This is a genomic window from Pseudovibrio sp. WM33, assembly GCF_001623165.1.
Classification (GTDB): Bacteria; Pseudomonadota; Alphaproteobacteria; order Rhizobiales; family Stappiaceae; genus Pseudovibrio.
Genome location: NZ_LMCK01000010.1, coordinates 20,930 through 45,846 on the forward strand (window position 1 = coordinate 20,930; position 24,917 = coordinate 45,846).

Annotated in this window: 29 protein-coding genes; 4 read left to right on the forward strand and 25 right to left on the reverse strand. The window is 49.2% G+C overall.

The genetic code is table 11. The annotated features are described in order from the left end of the window. Positions 1-24: 24 nt before the first annotated feature. The 25 genes from PsWM33_RS02160 to motA all read right to left on the reverse strand — a co-directional run bounded on the left by PsWM33_RS02160 (position 25) and on the right by motA (position 21,160). A complete protein-coding gene (locus PsWM33_RS02160; protein WP_153039733.1) occupies positions 25-600 on the reverse strand; it encodes a transglycosylase SLT domain-containing protein in 576 nt (191 codons plus the stop codon). Next, complete coding sequence (locus tag PsWM33_RS02165) at positions 557-1,930, reverse strand: flagellar hook-length control protein FliK (protein WP_063299053.1); 1,374 nt, start codon at positions 1,928-1,930, stop codon at positions 557-559. The genes PsWM33_RS02160 and PsWM33_RS02165 overlap by 44 nt, the downstream gene beginning before the upstream one ends. Continuing rightward, positions 1,930-3,168 carry a hypothetical protein gene (locus tag PsWM33_RS02170; RefSeq protein WP_063299054.1) on the reverse strand — a complete coding sequence of 413 codons (1,239 nt, stop codon included), beginning with the start codon at positions 3,166-3,168 and terminating at the stop codon, positions 1,930-1,932. The genes PsWM33_RS02165 and PsWM33_RS02170 overlap by 1 nt, the downstream gene beginning before the upstream one ends. Then, positions 3,168-4,889, reverse strand: coding sequence for a MotB family protein (locus PsWM33_RS02175; RefSeq protein ID WP_063299055.1), 1,722 nt, complete (start codon positions 4,887-4,889; stop codon positions 3,168-3,170). The genes PsWM33_RS02170 and PsWM33_RS02175 overlap by 1 nt, the downstream gene beginning before the upstream one ends. Positions 4,890-4,894: 5 nt before the next feature. Then, positions 4,895-5,527, reverse strand: a complete 633-nt coding sequence (locus PsWM33_RS02180; RefSeq protein WP_063299056.1) for a hypothetical protein — start codon at positions 5,525-5,527, stop codon at positions 4,895-4,897. Beyond that, a complete protein-coding gene (gene fliF / locus PsWM33_RS02185) occupies positions 5,524-7,206 on the reverse strand; it encodes a flagellar basal-body MS-ring/collar protein FliF (RefSeq protein WP_063299057.1) in 1,683 nt (560 codons plus the stop codon). Before fliF ends, PsWM33_RS02180 begins: the two co-directional genes overlap by 4 nt. Positions 7,207-7,342: 136 nt before the next feature. Further along, positions 7,343-7,678: a hypothetical protein gene (locus PsWM33_RS02190; RefSeq protein WP_063299058.1), complete on the reverse strand. Its 336-nt coding sequence runs from the start codon at positions 7,676-7,678 to the stop codon at positions 7,343-7,345. A gap of 199 nt (positions 7,679-7,877) precedes the next feature. After that, positions 7,878-9,011 (reverse strand): flagellin N-terminal helical domain-containing protein, encoded by a 1,134-nt coding sequence (locus PsWM33_RS02195; RefSeq protein WP_063299059.1) that lies wholly within the window; start codon positions 9,009-9,011, stop codon positions 7,878-7,880. 190 nt (positions 9,012-9,201) lie between these two features. Further along, entirely contained in the window at positions 9,202-9,957 is a 756-nt protein-coding gene (gene fliP / locus PsWM33_RS02200) for a flagellar type III secretion system pore protein FliP (RefSeq protein ID WP_063296416.1), read from the reverse strand. Next, entirely contained in the window at positions 9,957-10,466 is a 510-nt protein-coding gene (locus tag PsWM33_RS02205) for a flagellar basal body-associated FliL family protein (RefSeq protein WP_063296415.1), read from the reverse strand. The genes fliP and PsWM33_RS02205 overlap by 1 nt, the downstream gene beginning before the upstream one ends. A gap of 11 nt (positions 10,467-10,477) precedes the next feature. Next, a complete protein-coding gene (flgH, locus tag PsWM33_RS02210; RefSeq protein ID WP_063299060.1) occupies positions 10,478-11,188 on the reverse strand; it encodes a flagellar basal body L-ring protein FlgH in 711 nt (236 codons plus the stop codon). Further along, complete coding sequence (locus PsWM33_RS02215) at positions 11,185-11,664, reverse strand: MotE family protein (RefSeq protein ID WP_208991849.1); 480 nt, start codon at positions 11,662-11,664, stop codon at positions 11,185-11,187. The genes flgH and PsWM33_RS02215 overlap by 4 nt, the downstream gene beginning before the upstream one ends. Positions 11,665-11,814: 150 nt before the next feature. Further along, entirely contained in the window at positions 11,815-12,939 is a 1,125-nt protein-coding gene (gene flgI / locus PsWM33_RS02220; RefSeq protein WP_063296412.1) for a flagellar basal body P-ring protein FlgI, read from the reverse strand. A gap of 4 nt (positions 12,940-12,943) precedes the next feature. Next, positions 12,944-13,378 carry a flagellar basal body P-ring formation chaperone FlgA gene (gene flgA / locus PsWM33_RS02225; RefSeq protein WP_208994356.1) on the reverse strand — a complete coding sequence of 145 codons (435 nt, stop codon included), beginning with the start codon at positions 13,376-13,378 and terminating at the stop codon, positions 12,944-12,946. Positions 13,379-13,436: 58 nt separating this feature from the next. Next, a complete protein-coding gene (gene flgG / locus PsWM33_RS02230; RefSeq protein WP_063296411.1) occupies positions 13,437-14,225 on the reverse strand; it encodes a flagellar basal-body rod protein FlgG in 789 nt (262 codons plus the stop codon). Positions 14,226-14,248: 23 nt separating this feature from the next. Then, on the reverse strand, positions 14,249-14,605 hold the full coding sequence (locus tag PsWM33_RS02235) for a flagellar hook-basal body complex protein FliE (protein ID WP_063296410.1): 357 nt from the start codon (positions 14,603-14,605) through the stop codon (positions 14,249-14,251). Further along, positions 14,605-15,021 carry a flagellar basal body rod protein FlgC gene (flgC, locus tag PsWM33_RS02240; RefSeq protein ID WP_181952095.1) on the reverse strand — a complete coding sequence of 139 codons (417 nt, stop codon included), beginning with the start codon at positions 15,019-15,021 and terminating at the stop codon, positions 14,605-14,607. Before flgC ends, PsWM33_RS02235 begins: the two co-directional genes overlap by 1 nt. A gap of 8 nt (positions 15,022-15,029) precedes the next feature. Further along, complete coding sequence (gene flgB, locus PsWM33_RS26625) at positions 15,030-15,419, reverse strand: flagellar basal body rod protein FlgB (protein WP_275078541.1); 390 nt, start codon at positions 15,417-15,419, stop codon at positions 15,030-15,032. Positions 15,420-15,574: 155 nt separating this feature from the next. Further along, on the reverse strand, positions 15,575-16,006 hold the full coding sequence (locus tag PsWM33_RS02250; protein WP_063296408.1) for a hypothetical protein: 432 nt from the start codon (positions 16,004-16,006) through the stop codon (positions 15,575-15,577). 57 nt (positions 16,007-16,063) lie between these two features. Next, complete coding sequence (gene flhB, locus PsWM33_RS02255; protein WP_063299061.1) at positions 16,064-17,125, reverse strand: flagellar biosynthesis protein FlhB; 1,062 nt, start codon at positions 17,123-17,125, stop codon at positions 16,064-16,066. Between the two features lie 55 nt (positions 17,126-17,180). Next, positions 17,181-18,215, reverse strand: a complete 1,035-nt coding sequence (locus PsWM33_RS02260) for a flagellar motor switch protein FliG (protein ID WP_057466011.1) — start codon at positions 18,213-18,215, stop codon at positions 17,181-17,183. Between the two features lie 51 nt (positions 18,216-18,266). Then, positions 18,267-18,545, reverse strand: a complete 279-nt coding sequence (gene fliN, locus PsWM33_RS02265; RefSeq protein WP_244272523.1) for a flagellar motor switch protein FliN — start codon at positions 18,543-18,545, stop codon at positions 18,267-18,269. A 134-nt stretch (positions 18,546-18,679) separates the two neighbouring features. Continuing rightward, positions 18,680-19,330 carry a hypothetical protein gene (locus PsWM33_RS02270; protein ID WP_063296405.1) on the reverse strand — a complete coding sequence of 217 codons (651 nt, stop codon included), beginning with the start codon at positions 19,328-19,330 and terminating at the stop codon, positions 18,680-18,682. Continuing rightward, positions 19,311-20,276: a flagellar motor switch protein FliM gene (locus PsWM33_RS02275; RefSeq protein WP_063296404.1), complete on the reverse strand. Its 966-nt coding sequence runs from the start codon at positions 20,274-20,276 to the stop codon at positions 19,311-19,313. Before PsWM33_RS02275 ends, PsWM33_RS02270 begins: the two co-directional genes overlap by 20 nt. Then, positions 20,276-21,160 (reverse strand): flagellar motor stator protein MotA, encoded by an 885-nt coding sequence (gene motA, locus PsWM33_RS02280; protein WP_063296469.1) that lies wholly within the window; start codon positions 21,158-21,160, stop codon positions 20,276-20,278. The genes PsWM33_RS02275 and motA overlap by 1 nt, the downstream gene beginning before the upstream one ends. Before the next feature lie 212 nt (positions 21,161-21,372). Between motA and PsWM33_RS02285 the strand changes: the two genes are divergently transcribed. The 4 genes from PsWM33_RS02285 to fliI are packed head-to-tail and all read left to right on the forward strand — an operon-like array spanning position 21,373 to position 24,859. Further along, positions 21,373-22,104 carry a DUF1217 domain-containing protein gene (locus tag PsWM33_RS02285; RefSeq protein ID WP_193778351.1) on the forward strand — a complete coding sequence of 244 codons (732 nt, stop codon included), beginning with the start codon at positions 21,373-21,375 and terminating at the stop codon, positions 22,102-22,104. A 5-nt stretch (positions 22,105-22,109) separates the two neighbouring features. After that, positions 22,110-22,835, forward strand: a complete 726-nt coding sequence (gene flgF / locus PsWM33_RS02290; RefSeq protein WP_063299063.1) for a flagellar basal-body rod protein FlgF — start codon at positions 22,110-22,112, stop codon at positions 22,833-22,835. Beyond that, positions 22,835-23,524: a hypothetical protein gene (locus PsWM33_RS02295; protein WP_063299064.1), complete on the forward strand. Its 690-nt coding sequence runs from the start codon at positions 22,835-22,837 to the stop codon at positions 23,522-23,524. The genes flgF and PsWM33_RS02295 overlap by 1 nt, the downstream gene beginning before the upstream one ends. A gap of 18 nt (positions 23,525-23,542) precedes the next feature. Beyond that, the gene (gene fliI / locus PsWM33_RS02300) at positions 23,543-24,859 is read left to right on the forward strand and encodes a flagellar protein export ATPase FliI (RefSeq protein WP_063296400.1); all 1,317 of its coding nucleotides are present in this window, start codon (positions 23,543-23,545) and stop codon (positions 24,857-24,859) included. The last annotated feature ends 58 nt before the right edge of the window (positions 24,860-24,917 follow it).

Sequence of the window (24,917 nt, forward strand, 5' to 3'; positions counted from 1 at the left end):
GAGCCTGACCCGAAACCTGTTGAATTATTTACAAAATTTTAATGAGTTCGGCGTCCATCGTCCGTAACCGGACGCGACGATATTTTTGATCACGCGGCAAACATAACGCTTTTGTGCAGGGTTGTTGTTTGGCCCGGCATGGTACCTGGCGACTGCCATGGTCCAGCTCTTCTCACGCTGCTTCAACTCAGAGAGGAATCTTGCTGCATAAGCAACATTTTGCGAGGGATCGAGCATTGCCCGGAGATCAGAGAACTTATTGAGATGATAGTAGATGTTGATCTGCATACAACCAACATCAATCAGCTTTACACCCCGATTTCGCGATCTCTTAATTGCGGCCAGGGCTTCTGTTGCGCTGTCAGCGAAGTAAGCTTTGCCTGCAATATTGAGAGCGTAGGGGTGTAGAGAGTTTTTGCGGCCCGTCTCTGTCAGACCAACCGCATAAAGGATGCCGAGCGGCACGTTGTATTGTTGTGCCGCTTCCTGCATCTGACGCTCACACAGGCGGATGGCTTTTTTCTTTCCAGCCGCCTGCGCAGAGAATGCTATCAAACTACAAATAGATGCCGCTGCGAATATCTTGAGCATCCGCTTCATTCTGCCCTACCCCGGCATGATCCGCATATGGTTGGTCTTCCCAGTTTTGCTGAGTTCCGCTTTCGCCGCCCTCTCCCTCAGAGTTCTCTCCCCGACCGAACCGTTCCTGATTTTGCCCAGGTTGGCGCATTTGGTCAGATACTTCCTCTTTGAAATTGACGGTAATGTTTTGTGTTTCCGTGCGATAACCAGCATCTTGCAGAACACGTGCTAATGCCTGTCGATCACCCTTCAGCATATCCGCTGCTTCCCGAGTGTTCGTGACAAGAGAAATTTCCAACTCACCACCGCGCATTTGAATATTTGCGCGAACAGCACCAAGATTGTCCGGGCGCAGCTGGATCTCGAGCGATTTAACGGGCTTTGCCGCTTTTGCGTCAGCAGCTTGAGCTGCCAACTCCTGAGCGGTATTTGCTGCAGATGCCGCTTGAGAGAGTTGCTTGGACAAAGCACTGGCAACCTGTTGCGCAGGACGTCCCAACTCAGCAGGTGGAAGGTGCGTCTCAAGACTCACCACTTTAACTTCACCACCCACTGCAGGCTTACCGGCAGTTTGGCTTGCAGAGGCATCTGGTTGCGATTTGCCTTGCTTTAGCAGGAAATCAGCCGATAGCTGCTTAGCTCCGGTTGCGTTTCCTTCTGTCTGAGGCAAATTGATTGCACCACTGCCTTCGAGCTTTGGACCAGCATTAGCAGACTTAAGGCTGCCTACTTCTGAGGCACCCTGCCCCTGAGCAGTTCCGCTCGTTTTCGCGGTACCCGATTTTGCATCGGCTTCGCCATTCAAGGCCTTCAACTCTTTTGAGCTTAACGCGTTCAAGACCTGAGCCATCGTCCCATCTCGACTGGTGACGGTAGAACCGGTCATATTAGCGAGGCTGGTCATTGAACTCATCTGCAATCCAGCTTTTTGCTCAGCTGTCATTGCTGCATTGACGACAAGCTGCTTGGCCAACAACTCATCTGTAAGCAATTCGGCAGCGCCTGAAGCCTTTTGAGCGGTGGCTACCTCATTTTTCGCAACAGTATCGTCTGCTCCGGCGGCATCAGATGAACCTGCACCAGCCTTTTTCAAAAGGTCTTTGATCGTTTCTGATGCTTCAGAATCGCCTTTATCAGACTGGGTCTCGGTTGACGCTGATTTTGCTTCTTTTTTCTCGTTAGACGCATCTTTGCGATCCGGGATTTTTTTATCATCCCGAACTTTATCGATGACTTTATCAAACCCGTTCGCACGATCATCTTTTTCGGAACGAGCGGACTCTTTACGAGTATCTACAGTGTCTTTAACAGGAGCACTACGATCTACATTCGGAAGAGTTGCATTCATCAAAACTCGGCCTCTTTCAGTGCTTCATCTGCATCGTTTAGTGTGCTTTTAAATGGGACTAACACTTCTGTGTCGTATAGCTTCTCTTCCAGTCCAACATGTGGGACGTAAGGAACAAACTCGGAGGCTGCAGGTGTTTCTGGCTGTGGCCATTCTCGAATAGTATTTGCCATCGCGATTGCAGCAGTCTGGATCAATTGATTGCCAGCACTTAAGTCTGCTGCCTTTACCTCAACCAAACCAGAGATTGCCTGTTCCCACTCTTCACCGGAAGCTTTGGCGGCTGAAAGGTAAAGCTTGGCTTCACTCACACGCTCTGCATCATCTGAGTTCAGATCAAGAAATGCAGCGCCTCCCTTGACTGCAAAAGCCGTATTACCACTGATCAAAGCAGCTTTGGCGAGGCGAAGGAGGAGGATACTTTGAGATTCCTCGTCAAACTCCGATACCAGCTGGAACACACGGTCCCACTCATCTTCTTGCTTCAGATAATCAGAGCCGCTGATCACATCAGCGACCGTGTCCCGAAATTCAGAGGCAAATACTGAGGAGCTATATTGGAACAAATATCGACGAGACAGTCTCTCGAACTTCTCCGTATCGCCCAGCTCCGCAACCATTGGCGCTTGCCTGCGCAATGCGCTCTCTTCCACAAGCGTCCCTGGCATCATCAAGCGCGCAAGATCAAAATAGCGCTGTGCGCCTGCCGGATCTTCATTAGAGATCAAAATCGCCTGCGCCAGAGCCACCTGCCCTGCAACTGCTACCGGAAGCGTTATTGGATCGACCTTTAACAACAAGTTCAACGCCATTTGGCGATTGCCTTGCGAGTAGGCCATGGCGCCAGCAAACAGGTTCGGATCACCAGTAAACTTTACGCCTTGAACAGCAAGCTCCTGGAAGACAGATCCAGATCCGCCGCTGAGCATAAATGATACAGCAGCACGCGAGTTTTTCTCCAGCTTCCAAATCTCAGGATCCAGCCGAAGGAACCGACGGCCAATCACAATGAGAGAAGGTTGCAGCAAATTGTAAGCTTCCAGATTCCCCTTTATGATCTCATCTTGAAGAATCTGCAGCTCCAGAACCATAAGATCAGGATCCGCTGTAGACACCATCTGGGCCGATGCTGGCTGAAGGTTCATCGCAACAGGACTTGCAGCCAAAATCAGCGCTGTGGTCAACAGTCCAGATCTCAGGAGAGAAGTTCCAGCTTTTCTTGCAGCGCTAACCAGCATCAAGCCTTCCCTTTCATCAGCATAATTTCAATGCGGCGGTTTTGAGGAGCGTATGGCTCTTCAACGTCTTTTAGACGGCGGTCTGCATAGCCTTCAATGCCTACGATACGGTTTTCATCCAAGCCACCACGAGTAAGCATGAAATAAGCCATGTGGGCACGAGCTGTAGATAGACGCCAGTTGTCGTTGCGCTTGGATTTGAATGGCCGTGCATCAGTATGGCCGCGAATTACGATCTCACCGTTCTCTTCTTCAAGAACCTTCGCAATTTGCTCCATCGCCTTCACAACATCCGGATGAGGCTCAGAGGACCCAACAGCGAACATTCCAAAGTCGTCATTGTCCATGATGCGAATCAGAACACCATCTTGAGAGTGAGTGAACTCGATGCTTGCTCCGGTTTTCATACCTTCAAGCGCTTCACCAACGGAGTTCGCCAGAGAGACCAGCTGCTTATTGCCTTCATCATCCTCATTATCACCAGTTTCGGACTTCTGAGATGATTCTGTAGGCTTTGCGGCAGGAACTACTACAACAGCTTCAAGCTTCGCATCAGCCAGCTCTACTGGCTCTGTAACGAGATCAGGCTGTTTTATATCAACCTTCATGCCTGCGTTTTTCTGAATTTCTTCAGCGTCCTCGATCAATGTCGGAACTTCCTGTTCAGCATCGTCAGTGGCTGCTGTTCCTGCTTTCACTTCAGCGAAAATAAGGCGCGTCATCACAGCATCTTCGCCATCTGCTTCTGCCTGGCTCTGAGCAAGCTGTTTCAGAATTTCTCCCTCGGCAAAACTCTCACCTTCACCATCTGGAGCGTCACCGATTACAATCACGGAATTTTCTGCAGACGCCTCGCCCGAAACTGCCGGGAGGTTCTTACCTCCACGCGCCAGCTCAGAAGCTTCTTCCAAGACTTTGATTTGCTCAGCGGTCAACTCATTCGCCGGAATACCTTCTTCTTTTTCATGAAGGATCGGAATTTGAGCGAGCAAAGGAGCATTGCCTGGCAGCTCATCTTCTTGCCAACCAGAAGGATCGAACGGATCGCGGAAACTGGTTCCGTCAGCCAAACCTTGCCCATCCGGATCACGGTTCGGAAGTGCAAATAGAACCGGGGTCTTCGCCATCTTGAGCGAGCCTAAACCACCTGTGCCAGGTGAGCCGTCTGTCTCGACAGTAGATTCTGCTTCTGCAGCGAGCGCAGCAAGGATTGCATAAGGGTTGTCAAAAAGCTGAGCTTCGCTGTAGCGGGCATCACGCTCATAATCACGACTAACGGCATTGATTGGCTTAACACCGCCATCTTCCGCATTTGCACCAGCTAGCTTAGAGTTTTCACCTGTCTCGCGATCGGAAACAGGTTCTGGCCTGTCCGCACCACCGCCCGATGTAGGGCCTTTCTTTTCGATACCACCAGCGCCAACGGGTTTGCCGTCGTCTACACCCTCTTCACTCTCAAGAGGAGACGGTGTTTCTTCAGGGTCCCGAATACCTTTAGGGCTTGCGGTAGAGTCCACTAATTTGATCGGATTGAAGTAGCTTGCAATACCGCGCTGAGAAGCCTCATCAGATGCATTGACCAACCACATGAGAAGGAAGAATGCCATCATCGCCGTTGCAAAATCGGCATAAGCAATCTTCCATACACCAGATTTAGGGACGGTGATCATGTCGCTGTTACGCCTGCGAACGATAATCAGTTCTTGTGGTTCCAACGCCATGGCTACTACTCTCCCAGCGTACTGCGAAGCTCCTCGCACCATTCCGTTAGGCCGGTGGAAAGTGCCATGTCAGACACCTTCACCACGAGATCAGTGCTGGAGTTTTCAGAAAATTTTATTGTGTTTGAAAGTTCGCCAACTCTTTTGCCGAACAAATCAAATAAATGTTCGGGCCCAGCTACCTCAAGCACGACTTCAGGCGTTTCAGAGAGTTGTCGACGTACGACCTGCACCAATGAGGTTACAGCACGATCCCGTGCGCTCTCTTCGATAAACGGAACCAGAATTTCGGATACTGCCTTAGACAGTCTGTCTTCAATTTCGACGAGAGACTGCTGAAAAGCTTCCTTTAACTTCTCGCCCTCCCCCTCTTTGAATGCTTTTTCTCGCTCGATCAGCTCAACGTCTAATTCTTCACGCATCTTCTTGACGCGCTCATCTGCACCCGACTTGGCAGCTTCTTCCCCCTCTGAGAACCCATTTTCATAAGCCTCGAAGACACGGTTAACCCAGTCCCCACCTTCGCCATACCCCTTCGGAAGCATGGAGATCACTTCCTGCATGTCCTGAAGGTCTTTGGTGGTAACGCCTGTATCTGTCGTAAAGTCTGCTAGATAGTCGTTGATGCCGCGTGTCATCCAGCACGCTCCTGATCATACATCCACTGCTTCAGGATGATTGCCGCCTGCATGTCATCCATTTCAACGGCACGCTCAAGCTTACGCAGATTATCACGATTCACAACGGTCGCATCAACGCCTTCACCAGACATCCCGTCCCCGCTTGTGTAATCTGGCAACTGGCCATCTTCGCCTTCAATCTCACCATCACGAACAGCGTTGGAGTTGGCACCAACTGGCAAACCTTCTTCAACCTCTTCAGATTTCGGAATAAGGAAGGCGACAGCTGGGCGCAGACCGAACCAGATAATCATCAGCGTCACAATCAGGATTGCACCAGCGTTGACCACTGACCCCATATTGCGCATCAACACATCCTGCCAGGTCCGCTCAGGGATAGCAGCGAGCTGCTCACCAGCCAGCATAAAGTTCACGGCAGAAACAGACACCTTATCGCCGCGCGCGATATCAACACCGGCTGCTGTCGCGATAATTTCTTCGATCTCTTCGACCTTTTCAGTCAAATCCGCTTCTGCACCATCAACAACAGCATCGCCTTTTTGACCTTCGACACGACGTGCTAATTCTTCAACAAGACGATCACGATTAACCAGCACAGCTATACTCATGCGATCAATACGATAGTCATCAAAAATAGTTTCGACGGTACGCGAGGAGATCTCGTAGTTCGTCAGCTCTTCACGGCGTTCATTTTCCTCTGAAGAGCGCTCACCGGATTGTGATGATACAGCTTCTTCAGGCAGGTTTTGCTCAACAGTAGTTGGATTCTCCAAACTTGCATTTTGAGCGCTCGCATTTTCTCGCACAACGCGGAAAGATCGCTCAACACGTGTCTCAGGATCATATGAGGTTTCAGAGACACGTTGATTGTCTGTATTCACAGAGGCAGAAACGCTGACTTCAAAGTTATTTACACCGAGATAAGGTGCCAACGCCTGGCGGATCGCATTTTCCTTGCGTGAAGCCAAATCAGCTTCCAACATTGCCTTACGACCTGTGGACGCGCTCTGCGCATCTTCACCAGCAGCTAGAAGCTGCCCCTCAGTATCAAGAACTGTCACCGCTTCAGCAGTAAGTCCTGGAACGGCAGCCGCAACAAGATAACGAATAGATTGCGCAACCGAATTTGTCTGAACACCTTCGGCGCGAATAAGAACGGACGCTGTCGGCTTTTGATTCTCACGTCTGAATGTTGCTTTTTCCGGAAGAACCAAATGCACGCGAGCGGCTTTGACGCCCTGCATACTTTGGATTGAGCGAGCAACTTCCCCTTCAAGCGCACGCACCTTAGTCACGCTCTGCATAAAGGATGTCAGGCCCAGAGAACCCATCTCATCAAAGAGCTCATAACCTGCACCCGACCCACGCGGCAGACCCTTTTCCGCCAGCAGCATACGAGCGCGAGCAGTTGCGCCGACACCGACTGAAATCGATGTACCGTCTGCATTTACGTCAAACGGAACGCCGCTAGCCTGCAATGCCATACCGATTTGAGTGACATCGTCCCTCTCCAGATTAGCGTAGAGAATTTCCTGCTCCGGACGAGACAAGAGATATGCTGCTGCGCCAATCGCAACAAACGTAAATAACCCAATAAAAGCGAGCACCATCAGGCGCTTTGCACCTAACTCGGCCAGATTACCATAGATTTTTTCGGCGTTTTCACGAGCTGCCATTGCGACCTCTGCAGGTGTATCAATGGCGCTACCTTCGCTTTTCAACCTTGCGCGAACGTGATCAGGATTTACATTGGGCGAAAATCCACGTTTTCTCGCAGCCAATACAAGCTATTTTTAGAGAAAACCAAGAGTATCAGGTATATACATCCGCGTGCGTAATACGCTGGATGCTCGGCAGGCCATGCACAGACAGACCACAGCCCTGCCCCTTTAAGCGCTTACTCACACGATCTGCCGTTGCATTGATTGCCACAATCGTATTTGCACCGCACTCAATCTGACGAAGCTGACCTTCCTGTTCAAAAAGCACATCTCGCGCAAGCGCAACAACAGAACTCCAAAACCGCTCATTGCCCCGCAATGCAAACGTTAGGCTCTCAAGCTTTTGCTCAGATGCGAGCGCAGAGAGGTCAACTTGACCAACTTCCTGATCCCATTGCCTGGAGATATTTAACTGACTACTTAACATCAAGCACCGCTCAACTAAAAAAACAACCCAACACGAGATAAAGCTTAAGAAATCTTTTCTCAAATACTGGTATATTTTATCGAACTTGCCTTAACCTGACTTATGATAATTTTATCTAAATTTTTAGCATAATTACAAATAAAAGCCCCGGCGATTAACCGGGGCCTTAAAGCTTCTAAGGTTCTCAGAGCTTTCCGACTTAACGGAACAGGCTGAGAATGTTCTGGGAACCGGTGTTTGCAATAGACAGAGCCTGAATACCAAGCTGCTGCTGGGTCTGAAGAGCCTGCAGACGAGTGGATTCAGCATTCATGTCCGCATCAACCAACTGACCAATACCACGATCAACAGCATCTGTAAGTGTGTTTACGAACTCAAGCTGCATATCGATACGCATCTTAGCAGAACCAAGCGTGGTTGCCGCATCAGTCATTTCTTTGGACTTGCCATCGATAAAATCGATCAGACCTTCAAGCAATGCATTATCGTTATCGGTATCTTCGAGCTTAGAGATATCGAAGTTCAGAACTGTCAAGGTTGTCTTTGCGTCAGCACCTGTACCAAGCAAATTATCGGTGTTGATTGCACCAAAGTTTCCCTTAGCCCAAAAATCTGCTTCAGCAGCACCGATAAGACCATCACCCTCAACACCTACTGTGGCAGGAACTGCAGCCACATCATCGGCGTTACCCAAGATGCCATCAGGACCAGCAGTAGCAGGAGTACCAGCTGTAGGAGCGGTACCAGCAGCACCCAGACCATCAGATGTCAGAATACCTGAGTTAGTGGCAGCGTCCGCATCAGTATCAACCAAAACAACCGCTGAAAGATCAACGCCGATTTTCTCTAGTGTCGCATTACCAGCTGAATCACGGGTGAATGAACCAGTAATTTCAGGATTCAGGTTATCAACCTGCTTATCCATCGCCAGCCAGTTATCACCGTTAAACGTCGCTGAGTTTGCGTTTGTACGCAGCTGATCCTGAAGCGCATTCAAGTCCTGCTGAATTTTCGCACGACCATCCTGACTCTGAGAAGTTGCACTTGTCAACTTCGCAACCATCTGCTTCATGATTTCCTGGGAGGAATCAGCAGCGGTAAACGCAATATCTACGGTTGCTTTACCAAGACCAATCGCATCTTTAACAGCGCCCAAGGCGGCATTATCTGAACGCATGGTAGTGGCGATGGACCAGTACGCAGCGTTATCGGAAGCGTCATTCACGCGCATACCGGTAGAAATGCGGCTCTGTGTCGTCGCCATATCATTGTTGATGCTGCGAAGGTTAGACAGAGCCACCATTGCGGAAGTATTAGTAAGAAGAGAAGACATATTATTTGCCCCTTAATAACAAGAATTGGGACATTCCGGATCAAATCCCCGGAGTTACAGAGTTGCATCATGCACTTTGAAGTTCAAAGCCTGTAACAGAAGGCAAAGATGACTCACAAAACTTACGCGAAACTGACTCGCTGGCTTGTGCAAGAAAAAAGCCCCGAAACGGGGCTTTTCGTGGTTAAGTTTAGGTAAACGATCTTATCAGGCCGCCCGTTAACAGATACCATCCATCAATCAACACGAAGAATAACACCTTGAAGGGGAGAGAGATGACTGTTGGGGGGAGCATCATCATGCCCATGGACATTGTGATTGTAGCAACAATCATATCGATGACCACAAAGGGCAAAGCGATGAGGAAGCCGATTTCAAAGCCGCGTCGTAACTCTGAGATCATGAAGGCTGGAATGAGGACGCGGAGGTCGAGTTCCTCGATGGGTGCATCTTTTTCATAGTTGAACGCGCTCACTGCAAGATCATCGAAGAGGACCAGGTCTTTTTCGCGCACATTATCCAACATGAATCGTCGGAACGGCTTCGTCATTTCTTCGTAGGCGACTTCTTCAGTGATCTGCTCTTTGATTAGCGGCTGAAGACCATTTTTCCACGCGGTATCGAACGTTGGTGCCATGACGTAGAAGGTCATGAACAATGCGAGGGAAATGAGGATAATGTTTGCTGGTGTCGTCTGCAGACCGATACCGGACCGCAAGAATGACAAAGCAACAACGAAGCGCGTGAAGCTTGTTACCATGATCAGGATCCCCGGCGCCAATGAGAGCACCGTCAGGATCATGACGTACTGGATAATCCGACCACTCGCAGATGCCTGTCCTGCCGGAAGCAAATCACTCAGGTTGATATCCTGAGCGGAGGCTGGTGCGACCCAAAACAACGCAAATAAACTCAAAAAACCCGTAAGAAACGCAAAATAACGCATTACTGAATCACCACAGATTCAAGGACGAGTTCCTTGACAAATTTGCCACCGCGCATCTTTGCGCGCTCGTTAAGATCATCACGCAGGCGCAGCAAACCACGAGTGCCTTCGAGCTGGCGTGGCCCCAATGTACGGGCGTAAAGCAGCAGATCCTGCTCTACTTGCTTAACCAGCAAGGAGTGATCCTGTTCTTCGATTCCGCGCTGCATCAAAACGACTGATGCTTCGATGCGAATCCAGTTCTTAGATGATGACAACAGATTGGTCACGATTGGCTTCAACGAGACAATCTGACTGCTTTCTGTGTATTCCGGATTGATCAAAGCGCCGCTGTTGGCCTTTTGCTCTTCCAGATACTTGCCGTGTACCTGATCAACCAGCGTAGAGCCGATTCCCATTCCACCTGCACTTGCAACGGCAGTCACCACAATAGCAGCGACTGCAACGCCCATCCAAGAATTCTCGGAGGCTGGCAACTGTGGCTTTGGCAACTGTGGTTTAAGAGCCATAGAAGCCTCCTTTAGAGCGGGCTAATGATATCAATGATTTGCTGACCAACGCTTGGTTGCTGCATTTCCGTCACGCGGCCACGGCCACCGTAAGAAACACGCGCTTCAGCGATCTTGTCATACTCAATGGTATTTCGACCTGTGATGTCTTCGGGACGCACGATGCCGGCAACTGACAGAACGCGAACCTCATAGTTCACACGAACTTCCTGTTGCCCTGAAATGATCAGATTGCCGTTGGCAAGCACTTTGGTCACTACTGCTGCAATGGAAAGTTTGATCTCTTCACTGCGATCAATCGCGCCCTCACCTTTACTGCTTGTCTCACCAGTACCGGAAATGCTTGCGTCTGCTTCTCCTGAATCAACACCAGCCCAAGAGAACGCACCTCTCAATCCAGTAGATCGTGAGGAATCACGCGATCTCTCACTGGAGTTGTCTAACTTAGCCTTATCGTTGATTTTGATCGCAACGGTAAGAACATCGCCAATTTGCTTTGCTCGGGGATCGCGGAAGAAATCCTGCTCACCATCAGCCCAAAGCCCGTGATAAGCGCGATTTGAACGGCCGCCACTTTTCGCTGGAGTTGCCGGCAAGTTTGCAACATTTGGCTGAAGTCCCTGCCCCAACGGGGTCAGATGCGGCTCCTTGCCAACGTTTTTCATTGCATTACAGCCAGTGAGCGTAATTGCGGCGAGAATGCATACCAAAGTGCGCTTCACTGTGAAACTCCCATACTTTGCTTGGCGGCCTTTCGAGCTGTAAGTTCTGCCATCAGATCAGTAAGATACGCTGCGCGCTCTGAGGCCAACTCAGCAAGCACCGAGCTGGCTTTCCGCGCCTTCATCTGGAGAAGAATTGAAACGGCTGTTTCATCATCCAGAGACGTCAACTGCAGCGCCGCTGCATCCGGGCGCATGTTGGCATAGATATTAACAACATGCCCTTCCGCTCTCTGCAGGATTTCATCACGACGTTTCACCCACATGCGCAACTCAGCAATCTTGGCGTCGAGCTCTGTAATCTTAGCTTTCATCTGATGCTCAACATCAAACAGAGCACGCATTTGCCAAGCAATCCGAGCATCTTTTGCCTGATCGGCAATCGCTTCGCAGTAGTTCTTGGCCTGCTCAATTGCTATAGTCAGCTCTTCCGTCTCGGTTTCGTTTGTCTGTGCACTTGCGCTTACAAGCGTCATGCACAAACCGAGAGATACCCCGGCACACTTAAGGGGAAAGAACTTCTTCTTAGAGAGCTTTAGGAGAGGCATTACAACTCAGTTCCAATAGGTTTAGCGGTACATTGAAGCCACAAGCTTGCCCGTGGCTTATCCAATTGCCGTGCGGTCTTATTTGACCACCAGAGTTGCCTGGAGAGCCCCTGCCTGCTTAATCGCCTGAAGGATTGCGATGATGCCGCTCGGCTTCAAACCAATACGGTTCAGCCCCCTAACCAGAGTTTGCAAGTCAGTCCCACCAATCAACTGCAACTGACCATCTTCCTGCACCACATCAATATCTGTGCGAGGCACAACTACCGTTTCACCCTGCTGTGCAAACGGTGACGGCTGAGAGACTTCAGGCCGTTCAGAGACGCGAACCGTCAGATTGCCGTGCGTCACAGCAACTGTTGAAATCCGCACATTCTGACCGATAACGACGGTTCCAGTACGCTCATCCACGACCACTCTTGCTGGCGTATCCGGCTGAACCATCAGGCCTTCAATCTGAGAAATGAAACGAACTGAACTGATACCTGCAGGGCGTTGTACCTGAACTGATCTATAATCAAGCTCACTCGCAAGCTTCAGACCATAACGATTCAGCGAAAACGCATTGATTGCATCCGTCACACGCACAGCAGTTTTAAAGTCTGGATTTTTTAGTTCCAGCACCAGCTGCGGCAGAGAAGAAAAATAATCAGGCAGCGTTTTCTCAATTAGCGCGCCATTTGAAACACTTCCGGCAGTTGGAACGCCCTGCGTTAAACTGGCAGCATCACCTGCAGCTGCAAAACCAGAAACGGAAACAGAGCCCTGAGCAACCGCGTAAACATTACCATCAGCCCCCATCAATGGCGTCACAAGAAGCGTTCCGCCCTGTAACGATGCCGCATCGCCGAGCGATCCGACAGAAACATCAATACGGGCACCATTTCCAATAAAGGGAGGCAACTCGGCAGTCACAACAACTGCCGCTACATTCCTTGATCTTAAGTTAGACTCTCGAACGTTCACCCCCATGCGCTCAAGCATGGATTGCAAAGACTGTTCAGTGAACGGAGAATTCCTCATGGTATCGCCAGATCCATTCAGACCAATCACAATACCATAGCCGACAAGCTGATTAGAACGCATTCCGCGCAGATCAGCTATATCCTTGATACGGACGAGTGCAGACGCACTGTCAAACGATAAAAACAAAGCAAGAAAAGCAAGATAAATTGCCCCCAGAGAACGGCTTACAGAACGCACGGTGTTATTCCCCTTCAGCCAGCAAAGATCCGTTTTCTTGCACTTTGCCTAAAACACTTAAACCTGTATCAGGGTTCTTAGCCCTGATATTTGCACCAATCGCCCCAGATTCCTGCGCCTCAACAATGGCGCGGATTTCCAAGCCTTCTTCTTTAAAAACCAACAGAACAGAGGAACCGCGTCGCACTACAACAGGATCTTGAACCGCGTTTTTGGGAATTGGCTTTCCTGGAAAAAGGGTACGGCGCGCTTCCAGCCCAACCACATCTTGCATTCGACCTACAATCGAAAGCTGCGCAACCGATTTCTTGAAGAACCCGTGCTCGCGAAGCATACCTTCTTCGATCTTATCACCCGGATAAATCATCATGGCCGGCACTGGAAGTTTTACAACTTCGCGCCGGCCTGCTGCTGATGCCACTGTCAAAAACAACGGCATGCAGCACGCTAGCAATGCCAGGCTATATAGGCGCTTGGAAGCACTCATCACCGCGCCCTTAGCGAATGCCCTTGGACACAGTTCCAGCCATATCATCTGCTGCCTGAATCACTTTGGAATTCATCTCGTACCCACGCTGCGCGCTGATCAAGCTTGTGATCTCTTTAACAGGATCGACGTTAGCGCCTTCAAGATACCCTTGACGAATAACACCAAGCGCACCTTCACCGGCAATACCTGTATTAGGTGCACCAGAAGCTATTGTTTCGCGGAACAGGTTGCCACCAATCGCCTTTAGGCCAGCATCGTTCACAAAGTTAGTCAGGTTCAGCTGACCAATGCTCGTAGCCGGATTTCCGTCAGCATAAGTAGCAAACACTTCACCACTTTCATTGACAGTAACTTTAACAGCCTCAAGCGGAACAGTGATGCCAGGTTGAACCTCATAACCATCAAGAGTTACAAGAGCCCCCTCACCATTCACATTGAATGCACCGGACCGCGTAAAGAGCGCCTCACCTTCAGGGCCGATAATTTCAAACCAACCCTGACCATCGATCGCCAGATCAAATGCGTTATTGGTTTGCTGTAGCGCACCTTGAGAATGCAACTTACGAACCGCTGCAGTTTTCACTCCAAGGCCTTGCTGAATTCCTTCAGGAACAGGCGCAGCACCACCACGATTGGACACACCAGCTGCACGATCAGTTTGATAAAGCAGATCGGAGAATTCAGCACGAGACGCCTTAAAGGCAGTCGTATTCATGTTCGCGATGTTATTTGAAATAACTTCGAGATTTTTCTGCTGAGCGGACATACCCGTCGCAGCAATAGCAAGAGCCTTCATAGGAAAAACCTTTTCTCAAACAATTAAATACTCATACGAGAGAATTCTTGATAGGCCTCAACAACCTTGTCACGCACAGCTACTGCGCTCCTCAAGGAAAGCTCTGCCTTCATCACAGCCTCGACCACTTTTTGAGCCGAAACCTCGCCACGCACCGCCGCAACAGATGTCGCTTCAGCCGTTTTCAAATCGCCTGCAGTTTCACGAACCACATCAGCCATAGTGTCAGCAAAGCTGCCCTGAACCTCTTGGGCCGCCTGCGTATTCTGCGCCCCGCCTACCAAGTACTGACGAGTACGAGCAGTAGACGAAACATCGTTTACCCCACTGGTAAACGTTGAAACACGCGACACTGAACTCAACGCCGAAAGATCCGCCATCACCTACTCCTCAACAAATCGATTGTACGGGTAATCATTTCTCTGGATTTGACCATCATCTGCAGACCAGCTTCATAAGAACGCGAGGCTTCTCGCATGTCCGCCAACTCAATCAGAGTGTTTACGTTTGGATATTTTACGTTGCCATTCTCATCTGCCGCTGGATGCGACGGATCAAATTCAATACGGTAATCACCTTTATCCGTACCGATATTCTTAACCTCAACGAGATTGGCACCAAGCGCGCGATCAACCTCACTCTTGAAGGTAATCGTCTTGCGCTGATAAGGATTCGCTCCGGGGGTATCGCCAGTCGACTGAACGTTGGCCAGGTTTTCCGAAACAACGCGCATACGCTGTGACTGAACTCTCAAACCCGAGGAGGAAATTTTTAATGAAGCGACAAGTGGATCAATCATAATATTTATCTTCCTAAGCTGCTCTTCATCAAACCATAGAAGGACCCAACAAGCTGAGTATTAAGCGAGTGCTGACGAGTAACCTCACCTGACTTGATCAACTCTTGCTCTAGGGAAACGGAGTTATCTGAGACGGTAACTTGCCACGCCTCGCCACCCTTCACCCGCACACGACGGGCATTGGTTCCATCTTCACTGATATGACCCGACTGAGTAGCAGCCATCTGAATGCTGGTTTTATCCAGAATGTCCTTAAAAGGCTCGACATCCTTACTTGCAAAACCAGGAGTATCAACGTTCGCGATATTTTCGGAAATTGTCGACTGTCGCACTGACAACCAAGAATTTTGCCGCGAAACCAAACTAAAAAGATATACGGGCTCCAAAAAATCCACTCCGCTACAAAAACTGCTAAAAGTGGATAGCAGTGCAATCTTGTCCGTAGCTGGCGGAATCAATATTTCCGGAAAAAGCAAAAAAGATATACTTGGTTAGTCAAGTATATCTTTTTATCTTAAAATTTTAGGTAAATATACAATTAATATATTTCTTAAGAAATAACAGATGCGTCCGCAAGCGCTGTTTCCAGCCTTTTTGTATTTTCCTGCGGATCTTCAGAAGGCTGCTCAAATGCAATGAACTTGACATCAACGGCCGAGTTTAATGCAAGCAAAAACAAATGAAACATGACACTCACGCCGTCATTTACAAACTTCATATGCAAGCAAACTATTACATCGCCGTTCCAGTTCAAATCGATTGACGACGTCCCAGCATAGGTGAGTGTGTCAGGCTTAAAATAAAGCTCCGACGAAGATTCCAGCAAATCTGTGAGATTAGCAGCTTCATTTGAGAGAATATGGCGAGCTAAAGAAGACAGATCACATAACCGTAACTCGGCTGCGATGGGCTTCATAGCGTTTGCAATCAATGCCTCGCGCAAAACATCTTCAGATTTTGCAGGCAAGTCGGCTTTCTTCAATACGGTCTTTGTAGACAAAATACCCTCTTAAGGCAGAAACGCGCTTCGACAAAGTCTTTAGCGCTTTAAATAAACATATGAAATAATTTCGGCTACCGCTCGATAATATTCCTCTGGAATACTCTGATCTATCTCTACGGCGGCATAAAGTGAACGCGCGAGTTGTCGATCTTCTACAACTGGAACATCATGAATATAGGCCAGTTCTTTGATTTTCAGTGCAATCAGGTCCTGCCCTTTTGCAACAACACGCGGCGCTTGTTCGCCCTCACGCTCATAATACAGCGCAACAGCAAAGTGTGTGGGGTTCGCAACAACAACAGTCGCATCCTGAACAGATGACATCATGCGCTTGCGAGCCCTATCACGAGCAAGAGAGCGTAAACGCGCCTTGATAAGCGGATCGCCCTCTGCCTGCTTAAATTCGTCCTTTAGTTCCTGGTGAGACATGCGCAAATTCTTGCGCCACTGGAAACGCGCCAAGACCAAATCGAAACCAACAAGGAAGATGGTTGCAACGCAGATACCGGAAAGCAAAGTCATTGCAACAGACAAAATAAGCTGAGGCACTTGACTTGGGTCGCTGTACATCGCTGTCAACGCAACCGCTTGCTGCGATTTCAATACAAGCGCAGCGACGACGATCACAGTCACTAGCTTGAAGAGAGACTTCACAAATTCCATAGCGCCATTGACACTAAAAAGTCTACCCAGCCCCTTTTTCAAGGAAATCTTGCTGAGCTTCGGCTCAATTCGGTCCAACACCAAACGTGGCGTATTCTGCATAAAAGAGGAAGCCAAGCCAAAGAAAACCAAGATAGAAACGATCGGACCAAGGAACCAGACAAGCTGGAAAGCCACAGCAGACATTAACTGCAAAGGCTCCGCAGCACTGACAAACTGGATTTCACCCGGATTATCCAAAAACCACTTAAGGAAATACACCAGACCCTGCGCCTTATCGACAGCGATAAAGGAAAGCACAAGAAGAAGCGCAAGCATTGAGGCGAGCACAGACGCTTCCTTGGAGACTGGGATATTCCCTTTCTCCAAGGCATCACGAACCTTCTTCTCCGTGGGTTCCTGGGTTTTACTGTCGGGATCCTGGTCTTCAGACATGAAACCTGCCGCTTCTCAAGATGTTTTGACAGACTAATAAAGTCATGTCTCAGCTCTAGACGTAGACTTCTTCCCCGCCACGTCCGATCTCAAGGTCGATCTCACCCGAATTTGCCTTTTCAAGGGCAAGGTCAGTGATCGCCCGACGCGCATCCATCACTTCACGCTGTGTCATCGGCTCTCCAGAAGCCAGATCATTCTCAACGATCCTACGGGCACGCGACGCCATACTTGCAAGGATTGCCTGACGGAACTCCGGATTCGTTCCTTTAAGAGCTGCAGTGATAACTTCACTGGTAACATCATCAAAGATTGCCGTTCTGGTGCGCAGATCTAGGTTCTGGATATCATCGAAGGTGAAGAGCAAGGCATCGAGCTGTTCTGCAGATTTTGGCAGAGCTTCGCGCAGATTCCCCAGCGTATCTTCAAGATCATCACGTTCCATTTTGTTGAGAATATCTGCCATACGAACGTGGGAATCTGTACCCACTGTTCTTGCAAAGTTCACCATGAAGTCTTCGTGCAGTGTCTTCTGCACTTCCTCCATAACGTCCTCGACGATAGGCTTGAGCGTCAACATACGACGGACGATCTGATTACGTTTTCTACGCGGTATCTGGGAAATCACACGCGCAGCACCACTTGCGGAGATCTTTGACAAGATCACTGCTGCAGTTTGCGGATGTTCTTTCTGTAAATATGTAGAAAGAACATGCTCCGAGATTTGTGAAACCTTGTCCCAGATCGAACGCTTGGAATAGCCCATCACGTCCGACATAATTTCGGCGACCTGATCTTCCGGAAGAATACCTTTCAGAAGACTCTCAGCCCCTTCGGCTGTACCGAACAGGTTTACACCACCTGAGAAAAGCTCGATGAACTCTTCAATCAGCTCATCGAGTTCACTTGCAGGAACTGTGCCCAGATCTGCAGCTGCCCGGATGATCATCCGCATTTCATCATTGTCGAAATGCTTCAGAACACGGGTTGCCTTGTCACTCCCCATAGCCAACAGCAAAGCTGCTGCTTTCTGATGGCCATTTTTTCTGGAAATGACGCTTCCCATTTCAGCTGGAACAACACTGTTCATTCTCTACGCGCCTCGGATACACATATAAAATCAAGCACAGCTCTTGTGCGGCTAGTTGTAGCTGCCTTTTGCGCCTACAATTTCAGTCAGAGACACACCAAACCGCGAGTTATCATCTTCAACAACCACGATTTCGCCACGCGCTACAGTGCGGCCATTTACGACGATGTCGACAGGCTCACCAACGCGGTGATCCAGAGGTATAACCGCGCCACGACCAAGCTTAAGCAAACTGGCCACAGGCATGGTCGCAGATCCAAGAACAACCTGCATATCAACCGGAATACCTAGAACTGCATCCAGATTACGGTCGACGTTCTCGTCGCTCATACCCTTTTCAGGCGCGGAAGCAGCTGGCTGGGCTGCTGCAGAAGGCGCACCCATATCCATATCCATCTCGGCTTCAGAAGCAGCAGCTTCCCATTGCAACGCGAGGGCTTCATCACTCATTTCATTTGAGCTGCTCATTGCGGATCATTCTCCTTCTCAGGACTTTCGTCGTCCTTTACATTTACAGATCTGAATGTGGCGCTCTGGCCGAAAGAAACTTTTCTGACTCTGACATTCTGGTTATCTATTGCAGATACTGCGGTATTTTCTTGGTTGCTTGCCGGCGCAGGCTTGCCCATTCCACCGGCCAGCAACAACGCGGCAGTATTGGACGCTGCACTCGTAACGGGCTTTTGCTTTGCCTTTGTTGCAGCAGGCTTTGCAGTGCGAATGGAACGTCGTCCGCGATCTCCACCTGGCCTTGGCGGTGCATCATTCATACTGATGCCAACTTCATCACTTTTCTTGCTTAACCACTCGATATGCTCCTGAAGCGCTTTCATTTCTGTTTGCGCCTGCAGGATCACACCAGAGATATCAACGGTAGCCTCGCGAGCCTCATCAATCCGCTGACCAAGATTACTTAGGATCTCCTCACCGCGAACCCGGATTTCCTGCAAAGACAAACCAATGTTGTCCATCGCTTCCGAGGTCTGGTCAAAAATCCTTTGATACTCTTCATGATAGCCGGAGAGCCGCTTTAGCTGCCGGTACATGATCACAACGCGCCATGTCGTAACCAAAAGAGCAAAGAGTAAAAATCCGTCAATTAGATAAGATATCATCGAGAAGTTCCCCTTCCTGCTCGATCAACTCTTCAACGCGTACTGTGTAAGACCCTGCAACCTGACCCAGGCGACAGTTAAACAATGGCTGGCTGTTACATTCGAGCTGAACGGCAGTTTTTGGAGTAGCATTCAATTCAAGAACAAGACCAACCTCGAATTGCGCAATCTCTTCTAGGGTCATGCGCTGCTCTTCAAGAATTGCAGTAAGCTTTACTTCAGTACGCTGAACTTCCTGTTGGAACTGTTTAGTCCAACGCGTATCGCGACCAGCAACCTCACCAGACAACACCTGCGTCAAGTTTTCACGCAGCGGGTTCAGAACCGACTGAGGAATAATGATGAAGATCTCACCTTCACGGCCGATGATTTCAGCAGTCATTTTAGCAAGCACACACGGATTACTCTTCCGGCCCGTTTGCGCAAATTCCATACGGTTTTCGAGACGCTCTACTTTCAACGAAGTATCAGCAATCGCCTCGAACGCCGTTTCGAGTGCCGTAGCCGCTTCCTGGAACATTCTATAGGCAAGCCGCTGCTCGACATTGGTCAAAGCACGATCTTCAAGAAACGCCTCTTCTTCACCATCCCCGCCGAGCAGAACTTCAACCATAGAGAAGATGAAGGTTCGATCAAACCCGAGCAAAATGCGTGCATCCCACTCTTGCGCATGAAGGACAGCAACAACTGCACGATCCTCATATTGCTCAAGAGCATCACCGATACGCTCATTAGAAACCGATTGAACCGCCAAATAAGGTGCAGTTGCCGCCATCTGCCGAAGTGTATCGATGTACTGGCGCGCCATGCGATCAAAGACCACATGAAGCATCGGAAGACGATCAACACCCAGACCAGCCGCATCCAACAAACGAGAAGGCAAATCCACCTTCGCGTTCTGAGCGCTGATCACCTCATCATTCATTTCCAGCTCTTGAGGCTCCATCAGGCTTCACCTCCAGCTACAGACACCACCGGACCAGCATTCATAGTTTCCGCCTCAACCTCATCAATTGTAGGACGATCATCTGCACCGATGGTTTTACGGCCGTGCTCCAATGCGATCTGAGGCGCTGCACCATTCATGAACGCGAGCAATGTCTGCTTCACCTCAATATAGAGGCGATAACGCTGTTCACGGATGGACTTAATCTTGACCGCAATCGGACCGACAATACCGTAGGATAAAAAGATACCGAGGAATGTACCGACGAGCGCAGCACCAATCAGACTACCAAGAATCTCCGGCTCCTGATCAATGGCCCCCATCGCTTTCACGATACCAAGCACAGCAGCCACAATACCGAGAGCAGGCAAAGTCTCCGCTACAATACTAAGCGCCTGATACGGCTTCATCTCTTCACGACCGAGAGTATGCAATTCCTCATCCATCAAGGCTTCAATTTCGTGAGGACGAACATTACCAATGATAATGAGACGAAAATAATCGCAGATAAAGCTCGTAAGAGATATGTTCGCGAGAACCCGCGGAAAACGCTGAAACAACTCAGAATCATCAGGATTATCAATGATCTGCTCAACATCATTACGCCCCTTTGCACGAAGGGTTCTCATAAGACCGTAGAGCACACTTAGCGTATCCAGATGGTCACGCTTTTTTGGCTTTGCATTCAACAAAGCTTCATGAATACCGCGCCCGGTATCCTTAATCGTCTTAAACGTATTCGCTACCACGAAGGTACCGAAGGCAGCTCCCCCAACAATCAGCAGCTCAAAAGGTTGCCATAGCACCTTCATATAGCCACCCATTGCAACATAACCACCAATTATGGATCCAATAACGATCACGAGGCCAACTAGAATATTCAATTTGCGCTCCACACACTTACCGGACAAGCACTTTTCTTATTTTGTGGTAGCGAGACTTACTTGTCCGAAGCTGGTGTTAAAGACGCTAAAATCCTAACAAACACCCGTACAGCTTCAGACAAGCCCTAAAGAGCATTCTCTTGAAGCATTTGAGTTTAGGTAGGGTTATTATGATCGACACAGTATTGCGGTATACCATGTTGACACGGAGCATGGATCAAACATTAGAACGCACAGCCAATGATCCGATGACCAAGCGTGAAACTGAGTATTACGAAGAGAACATCCGTAACATCAAGTCAATAGAAGACTTTCTGGAGGATGACCGGATCTATAATTACGCCATGAAGGCGATGGGCCTTGAGGACATGACTTATGCTAAAGGCATGATGAGAAAAGCACTCAAGGAAGGCGTCTCCGACCCAAGCTCTTTTTCAAATCAATTAGTTGATACCAGGTTCAAAGAATTTGCAGAAACTTTTGATTTTGCGGCTTTTGGAGAAGCTGCAACCGCGTTTGATAAAGCACAGACCGAAATTACAGAGAAATATGTGCAGCAAACGTTAGAAGCAACCGAAGGCATTGAGAACAATGGCGTTCGCTTAGCTCTCTATTTTGAACGTAAAGCCCCAGAGATTAATAGTGCGTACGACTTACTGGCAGATCGCGCTTTATATGAAGTTGTAAAAACGGTTGCAGGCATTCCAGATTCAATGGTTGGAACCGATGTCGACAGGCAAGCTGCTTATATAAACAAAAAACTAAAAGTCGAAGACTTCAAAGAACCAGAAAAACTTGCAAAATTTATGGAGAAGTTCATTCACCTCTACGATGCAATTAATGGATTGAATACATCTCCTACTATCCAGTTATTTGCCCCATCAAGTTTCGGAATAAATCCAGATACGCTTGAGCAAGTTAACTCAATTAAATTTGGAGGCTAATAATAATGGTTGTCCCTTCTCTTTATGTCTCCCTCTCCGGGCAGATGGCCCTTGAGCGCCGACTTGAGACAGTTGCGCGAAATGTAGCCAACATGGAAACTGCCGGCTATCGGTCCACAGAAGTCAAATTCGATAGTCTCGTTAAGAGCCCTGGCAAAGACCCTGTCTCCTTCGCGTCTATTGGAGAGAACTATATCTCAACGCAAGCTGGTGCGATCAAGCAAACTGGAAACTCTCTTGATGTTGCGATTGATGGCAACGGATGGCTAGGTATTCAAACCGGCAATGGTGTTGCTTATACTCGAGATGGCCGCTTTCAGATTGGTGTTGACGGCATCCTCAGGAGCATCGAAGGCAATCCAATTCTTGATAGCGGAAATGCACCAATTATCTTGGACCCACTCGGCGGAGCTCCAGAGATTGCTAAGGATGGCTCTATCTATCAGGAAGGCCGTCAGGTTGGCGTACTCGGTCTTTTCTCCATCCCTCAGGATGCCAAGTTGAGCCGCGCAGGAAATTCTGCTGTCATACCTGACGCGCTAGCAGAACCAATTCAGGATTTTACAGAGAATGGATTCGCCCAGGGCTTCGTCGAAGGCTCGAACATTAATCCAATCTCTGAGATCACCAAGCTCATCACCATCACTCGTGCTTTTGAAAGTACAAACTCGATGATGCAGAGTGTGGAAAGTATTCGGCAGCAGACAATACGAAAACTTGGAGAGAGCTGATGGCTGTTAATCCGGTTCAAGCAATTTCTGGCACTTCGGAAGATACTCGTGCCGGAAACACTTCCAGCAATGCTAAGACCTCATCACCCAAGCCATTTAGTTTGGGTGAGTTGCTTGATATCATCAATCCATTGCAGCACATACCCGGTGTAAATACTCTTTATCGAGAGATTACTGGTGATGAAGCTTCTGTTCGCTCTCGCGTTGCAGGCAGCTCGCTGTATGGGATGATTGCTGGCCCTCTGGGAATGGCGGGCCTCGTCGCTGGAAACCTTGTAGAAATGAAGATTTCTGGTGTGCTAGACGCGGAGAACGCGGCCACAGACAAGGCAACGCCTCTCAGCACCATTGAGAAAAAAATAAAGACAAGTCCACGTGTACCTGCACCCGCTTCAGATATGGTATCCTCATTGCAAAGAGGAACGCCAATCCTGCCTGTCCAGTCCAAAGAAATCCCACCACTTTTTGGCAATATCGCTTCTGCCGAAGCCATTTCTATGGGAAATGAGAACAAGCTAATTCAAGCTTTGGCTGGTAGCTCGGAGAACGAGGAAAAAACTTCTTCTGATTTGGATGCATCAACACTTCCAACAGTTGATAAACTATCGCAGGATGCACGGAACTTGCTGCCGGAGGATTTGCTCAAGCAGCTACAAGAGCGGCATCGCAATACCATTGCACAAAGCTAACACTTCAAAAGGCTGTTTATGACCGCCCTTGCGCGCATTCAGGAACTTACCGCTCAAATTCCATCAAGCTCATGGAATATTGAGATAAGTGGGACCCTCTGTGAGGTCACCCCTAACCATCTTAGAGTTAAGGGACTTTCAGGTGGCGTTAACCTAGGGGACCAAGTCTCCTATATGAGTAACAACGGTGAAGAATTTGGAGAAGTCATCCGAATTGAGCCTGATAGTGTACTTGTGAAGCCCTATGCATCCAGATCTGACCTTGGTCTTGGGATCAAAGTGAAGCGTTGCGGCGAACTTAGCTTTTATCCGGACAACAACTGGCGTGGGCGCATTATCAATGCGTTTGGACAGCCGATCGATGGCCTTGGTCCGATGACTGAAGGACCATCTCTTGCTTCGTTTAATACCCTCCCGCCTCCGCCAGTTCACCGTGCGCGAGTTAAAGATGCTGCCATAACTGGGGTACGGGTGCTCGACCTCTTTACACCGATTTGCCATGGTCAGCGCCTGGGTATTTTTGCCGGTTCTGGCGTAGGTAAATCAACGCTGCTCTCCATGATCGCACGAAGTAACTCTTTCGACACTGTCGTTATCGGACTTATCGGCGAACGTGGCCGTGAAGTTCGTGAGTTCGTCGAAGAAACACTTGGTGATCAACTCTCCAAATCAGTGGTCGTGGTCGCTACAGGTGATGAAAGCCCCATGATGCGGCGGCTGGCTCCTAAAACAGCGATGACAGTTGCCGAACACTTCAGAGATCAAGGACAATCTGTATTATTGATCGTTGATAGCGTCACTCGCTACGCACATGCTCTACGTGACGTTGCATTGGCAGCTGGAGAGCCCGCTCTCTCTCGCGGCTATCCACCAAGCGTATTCTCGGAACTCCCTCTCCTGCTAGAACGTGCAGGCCCTGGCATTGAAGGAAGCGGCATGATGACCGCGATCTTTTCCGTGCTGGTTGATGGTGATGACCATAATGACCCTGTCGCAGACAACATCAGAGGCCTACTGGATGGGCATGTCGTTCTGGATAGGCATATTGCTGAGGAAGGCCGATATCCTGCCGTCAACGTCCTCGGCTCCATCTCGCGACTTGCACAGAGCTGCTGGTCCCCTCAGGAACGTGAGCTCATCCTGAAATTGAAGGCAATGATTGCGAAGTTTGAAGATACCAAAGATCTACGCATGATGGGCGGATATAAAGAGGGAGTGGATCCCTTACTCGACCAAGCCATTGAGGTTGCCCCAAAGGTCTACAATGCGCTTGTACAGGGCTTGGATGCACCCTCAAGCCAGGACGCATTTACTGAGCTGGCTCAGCTTCTGTAAAACACGAAAGATACGAGACCTAAACAACAAAAAAGGCTGCTCGAGCAGCCTTTTTTGT

Coding starts and splice junctions, on each gene's coding strand:
- PsWM33_RS02160 (WP_153039733.1), bottom strand. CDS start 600: ATGAAGCGGATGCTCAAGATATTCGCAGCGGCATCTATTTGTAGTTTG.
- PsWM33_RS02165 (WP_063299053.1), bottom strand. CDS start 1,930: ATGAATGCAACTCTTCCGAATGTAGATCGTAGTGCTCCTGTTAAAGAC.
- PsWM33_RS02170 (WP_063299054.1), bottom strand. CDS start 3,168: ATGCTGGTTAGCGCTGCAAGAAAAGCTGGAACTTCTCTCCTGAGATCT.
- PsWM33_RS02175 (WP_063299055.1), bottom strand. CDS start 4,889: ATGGCGTTGGAACCACAAGAACTGATTATCGTTCGCAGGCGTAACAGC.
- PsWM33_RS02180 (WP_063299056.1), bottom strand. CDS start 5,527: ATGACACGCGGCATCAACGACTATCTAGCAGACTTTACGACAGATACA.
- fliF (WP_063299057.1), bottom strand. CDS start 7,206: ATGGCAGCTCGTGAAAACGCCGAAAAAATCTATGGTAATCTGGCCGAG.
- PsWM33_RS02190 (WP_063299058.1), bottom strand. CDS start 7,678: ATGTTAAGTAGTCAGTTAAATATCTCCAGGCAATGGGATCAGGAAGTT.
- PsWM33_RS02195 (WP_063299059.1), bottom strand. CDS start 9,011: ATGTCTTCTCTTCTTACTAATACTTCCGCAATGGTGGCTCTGTCTAAC.
- fliP (WP_063296416.1), bottom strand. CDS start 9,957: ATGCGTTATTTTGCGTTTCTTACGGGTTTTTTGAGTTTATTTGCGTTG.
- PsWM33_RS02205 (WP_063296415.1), bottom strand. CDS start 10,466: ATGGCTCTTAAACCACAGTTGCCAAAGCCACAGTTGCCAGCCTCCGAG.
- PsWM33_RS02215 (WP_208991849.1), bottom strand. CDS start 11,664: ATGACGCTTGTAAGCGCAAGTGCACAGACAAACGAAACCGAGACGGAA.
- flgA (WP_208994356.1), bottom strand. CDS start 13,378: ATGCCGTTGTTTTTGACAGTGGCATCAGCAGCAGGCCGGCGCGAAGTT.
- flgG (WP_063296411.1), bottom strand. CDS start 14,225: ATGAAGGCTCTTGCTATTGCTGCGACGGGTATGTCCGCTCAGCAGAAA.
- PsWM33_RS02235 (WP_063296410.1), bottom strand. CDS start 14,605: ATGGCGGATCTTTCGGCGTTGAGTTCAGTGTCGCGTGTTTCAACGTTT.
- flhB (WP_063299061.1), bottom strand. CDS start 17,125: ATGTCTGAAGACCAGGATCCCGACAGTAAAACCCAGGAACCCACGGAG.
- PsWM33_RS02260 (WP_057466011.1), bottom strand. CDS start 18,215: ATGAACAGTGTTGTTCCAGCTGAAATGGGAAGCGTCATTTCCAGAAAA.
- fliN (WP_244272523.1), bottom strand. CDS start 18,545: ATGAGCGACGAGAACGTCGACCGTAATCTGGATGCAGTTCTAGGTATT.
- PsWM33_RS02270 (WP_063296405.1), bottom strand. CDS start 19,330: ATGATATCTTATCTAATTGACGGATTTTTACTCTTTGCTCTTTTGGTT.
- PsWM33_RS02275 (WP_063296404.1), bottom strand. CDS start 20,276: ATGGAGCCTCAAGAGCTGGAAATGAATGATGAGGTGATCAGCGCTCAG.
- PsWM33_RS02285 (WP_193778351.1), top strand. CDS start 21,373: ATGGATCAAACATTAGAACGCACAGCCAATGATCCGATGACCAAGCGT.
- flgF (WP_063299063.1), top strand. CDS start 22,110: ATGGTTGTCCCTTCTCTTTATGTCTCCCTCTCCGGGCAGATGGCCCTT.
- PsWM33_RS02295 (WP_063299064.1), top strand. CDS start 22,835: ATGGCTGTTAATCCGGTTCAAGCAATTTCTGGCACTTCGGAAGATACT.
- fliI (WP_063296400.1), top strand. CDS start 23,543: ATGACCGCCCTTGCGCGCATTCAGGAACTTACCGCTCAAATTCCATCA.